4 protein-coding genes are annotated in these 3,600 nt (G+C 44.6%); all 4 read right to left on the reverse strand.

What is annotated here, in order from left to right:
* Positions 1–654 (reverse strand): ATP-binding cassette domain-containing protein (locus F7C14_RS06985; RefSeq protein WP_290901299.1); only part of this gene is annotated, 654 nt, incomplete at its 3' end.
* A 33-nt stretch (positions 655–687) separates the two neighbouring features.
* Positions 688–1,551, reverse strand: a complete 864-nt coding sequence (locus F7C14_RS06990) for a thioredoxin domain-containing protein (protein ID WP_290901300.1) — start codon at positions 1,549–1,551, stop codon at positions 688–690.
* A 36-nt stretch (positions 1,552–1,587) separates the two neighbouring features.
* Entirely contained in the window at positions 1,588–1,830 is a 243-nt protein-coding gene (locus F7C14_RS06995) for a hypothetical protein (protein WP_290901302.1), read from the reverse strand.
* 6 nt (positions 1,831–1,836) lie between these two features.
* A partial coding sequence (locus F7C14_RS07000) for a threonine--tRNA ligase (RefSeq protein WP_290901304.1) occupies positions 1,837–3,600 on the reverse strand: 1,764 nt, incomplete at its 5' end.

Consider the following 3,600-nt stretch of genomic DNA (forward strand, 5'->3'; position numbering starts at 1 on the left):
AGCTACCCTTTGTAGCTCACCACCGCTTAACTCTTTTACGTCTCTCTTCACAGCTTCTTTTAAATTCAGCTTCTCCACGATTTCGTCGAAAGAGTTCCTTTCGTCAACCTTCTTCAGCAATTCTCCAGCATTTCCCCTGTAAACCTTGGGTATGGCTTCGATGTACTGCGGTTTAACGCTAACTCTAATATTTCCGTCGGCAAGCTCTTTTAAGTAGTTGAAGAGCTCTGTTCCGGAAAACCTCTCAAGAATTTCGTCCCACTCAGCCTCTTCTTTCCCCAAATTCGGTTTTAGCTGTCCAGATAAAATTCTTAATGCAGTACTTTTTCCAGTCCCGTTAGCTCCGAGAATCCCGACTACGTAGCCTTTCCTCGGAATCGGCAAGTTATACAAAACGAAACCGTTTTTCCCGTATCTGTGAACTTCCTTTCCTTCAAGCTCCCTCGGCAACCCGACTATGGCTATGGCTTTGAAAGGACATTTTTTAACGCAAATTCCGCATCCAACACAAAGTTCTTCGCTTATTACAGCTTTCTCCTCTATTTTTATCGTTTCGTCTCCAGTTCTAACTTTGGGGCAGTACTTCAGACACTCGTGACTGCACTTCTTCGGCTGGCACCTATCCCTGTCGACAACAGCTATTCTGTAACTCATTCGGGGTATGCTAAGGAGTGCGAAATATAAGGGTTATTTTTGAGTCATTTCTTTCAAGATTTTCTCGAACTCTTCGTAGGGCTTCGCTCCAACGATCATCTTTCCGTTTATGAAAAACGTCGGCGTGCCTCTAACTCCAAGCCTTATTCCCTCCTCCTTGTCTTCCAGAACCTCCTCCCTATACTTCCCCGAATCCAGACAGGCTTCGAATTCGCTCAGGTTCAGTCCAAGCTCCTTAGCGTACTCTATAAACTTGCTCTCGTTCTTTCTCCACTCATCCTGCTTCTCGAAGAGAATATCGTGATACTCCCAGTACTTTCCTTGCTCTCCAGCACAATTAGCCGCTTCATGAGCCTTAACTTCTTCGCGGATCGGAAAGTCCTTGAAAACTACTTTGACGCTGAAATTTTGCAGAATTTTCGGAAGCGTTTCCAAAGCGAACTTTGCACAAAACGGACATTCATAGCCGGAAAACACAACTATCGTAATCTTCGCATTTTGATCTCCAATCCAAGGTTCGTTTTCGATATCTATTGACGTTTCAGCTTTTTCATCTTCAACGCTCTGACTCAAATCGAACTTCCCGATAAAAAGATACTTTCCATCTTTTGTTACGTAAACGGAGTCGTATCCTATGGTATTACCATCTTTCGAGAATTTAAGTTCGAAGACGTAAAAGCTATCCTTCTCACTCACGTTAACGATTTCAGCCTCAATTCCGGGTTTTAAGAGCTTTTTGTTTATAAAATCGAGTACGCTTTTGTTGATCTCGTCCATTGGAGGGTACTTTTCAGAACTTTCCTTCCCATCGCTCTCTGGCTTGAAAACGAAACCGACAGCGAAACCGATAACGAAAATTATCGCGAACGCTACCAGACTTTTCGAGTTTAAGTTCATGCTCAACTTACGGAGTAATACAATAAAACTTTTCCGTTACATGTTAAGTAAGAGCGTCCAGCTGACGTACCAGCTGCAGAGGGATAGGAAGAATATTGCCACCCAGTCTTTGGTTTCTATCTTCTCCCCAAACTTGGGGAGTATGATTTTGTGAACGTAGACGAATAGCATGAGGATAACTATTCCTATCGCGTCCCTCGTCCTGAGGTCTTGGGTTACGAGGTAAGATAAGACTCCAGCCAACGCTCCAAGCAGTATGGGAAGGTACGTTTTCTTCATTTTCCCTCACCTGAACGAAGGTCTCTTTGAGAGGAGCATCGGAAGTGGTAGAGGTTTGAAGGGTTTTCCTTCACACTCCTTCCTTATTCTCTCCACGAGCTCTTCTACGCTCATCTCAACCCTCTTCTGCTCTTTCAGCGTCGACTCACTTCTCACAGTAACCGTGAGCTTTCCACTTTCGAGCTCCTTATCCCCTATCACGGCTATATAAGGAATCCACTCGGTAGATGCGTCTCTTATCTTCTTCGAAACGGTCTCTTCCCTATCGTCCACGTCCACCCTTATCCTGTTCCTCTTCAAAACTTCAGCAATTTCCAAAGCTTTATCCAGATGTCTTTCGGAAACTGGAATGACTCGAACCTGTGTAGGAGAAAGCCAGACGGGAAGCATCGGCAACTTTCCTTTCTCAATCTCCATGTGTGCCTTCTCAAGCAAAGCGTACATAACTCTCTCAACAGCACCGCTTGCTGAGCAGTGGAGAATTAGCGGAGTCTTTTTCTCTCCTTTTTCGTCATAGTAGTGGATTCCGTACCTTTCAGCGTTCTCAACATCGATCTGCACAGTGCTTAAGGCTGAAGCTTTGTCTAAGGCGTCAACGAAGTTGAACTCAAACTTCAAAACGAAGTAGAAGAACCTCCTATCCCACATCTCGATGAGTATCGGCTTCTTCAGGATGTCCACGAGGGAGTAAATGAAATCTTTATTCTCCTCAAAGAAGTCCTTAGTTACTCTTATAGCGACCTCGTAGTCTTCTGGATATATCCCCAGTTCTTTGAGAACCTCAACGGAAAGTTTATACTGTTCGAAAAACTCTCTTTTAGCCTCTTCCATGTCCTTCACTATCGTATGCATGTCCGGCATTGTAAAAGCCCTCAGCCTCCTTAATCCAACTAACTCTCCCCTTTGCTCTTTTCTGAAGGAGTACCTCGTAAGCTCGTACATTCTCAGCGGCAACGCTCTGTAGGGTATGACTCCGTTAGCGGCAATTAAAAACTGTCCGAAGCACGCTGCAAACCTCAAAAAGAAATCTCTCTTGTCGCCCTTTATAATGTACTGTCTCGCCGGGAACCTTTCCAAGTACTTCCTCAAAGTCGGATGGGCTCTGTCGTACATTATCGGTGTCTCGACTTCCATTGCCCCGAACTCTATGCACTTCTCAGTCACGAAGGATTCTATCAGGCTTTTAATCAACCTGCCTTTGGGATAGTACTTCAGATGCCCGCTGTCGCTTGCCTCCTCGTAGTCTGCCAGTTCGAGCCTCTTCATCAACTCCACGTGGGGTGGGATTTTATCCACAGCCCTCCTTTTTTCCATTTCGTACTTCACGAACTTTCTCAGGTTCTCGTAGTTGGTGAAATCGAACTTGTCGACTTCAACGAGTTTTTTATCTTCGGTTAAAATATACCAATAGCTCACAGCCTTTTCTTCGTCCTTCAAAGCTTTGGTTACCTCTTCCTCCTCTCCTCTGATTTCCCTCGAAAGCTCACTCAAGGGATGACCTTTACAAGATATTTCGAAGGATTTGTAGTATCCGAAAGGTGCCCTGTGCACTTCGTATTCCTCTTTAATCAGATTTTCCATATATTTCAGTAGCCTTACCGCAGTTTCGGGATCAGAAAGATTGGAGGAGAGGTGAGCGTAAGGGTAAAGCATTATTCTCTCAGCTTTAACTTTTTTAGCCACGTCAAGAATTTCTTCGACAGCTTTCTCCGCAACTTCCTCATTATCCCCCTTTTCTACCGAGACGAAAGCGACGAGGACTTCATTCAT

It is taken from the genome of Ferroglobus sp. (assembly GCF_015521575.1).
Lineage (GTDB): Archaea > Halobacteriota > Archaeoglobi > Archaeoglobales > Archaeoglobaceae > Ferroglobus.

Excerpts from the sequence above, each read along its gene's own strand:
- F7C14_RS06995 (WP_290901302.1), bottom strand. The coding sequence starts at position 1,830 with ATGAAGAAAACGTACCTTCCCATACTGCTTGGAGCGTTGGCTGGAGTC.
- F7C14_RS06990 (WP_290901300.1), bottom strand. The coding sequence starts at position 1,551 with ATGAACTTAAACTCGAAAAGTCTGGTAGCGTTCGCGATAATTTTCGTT.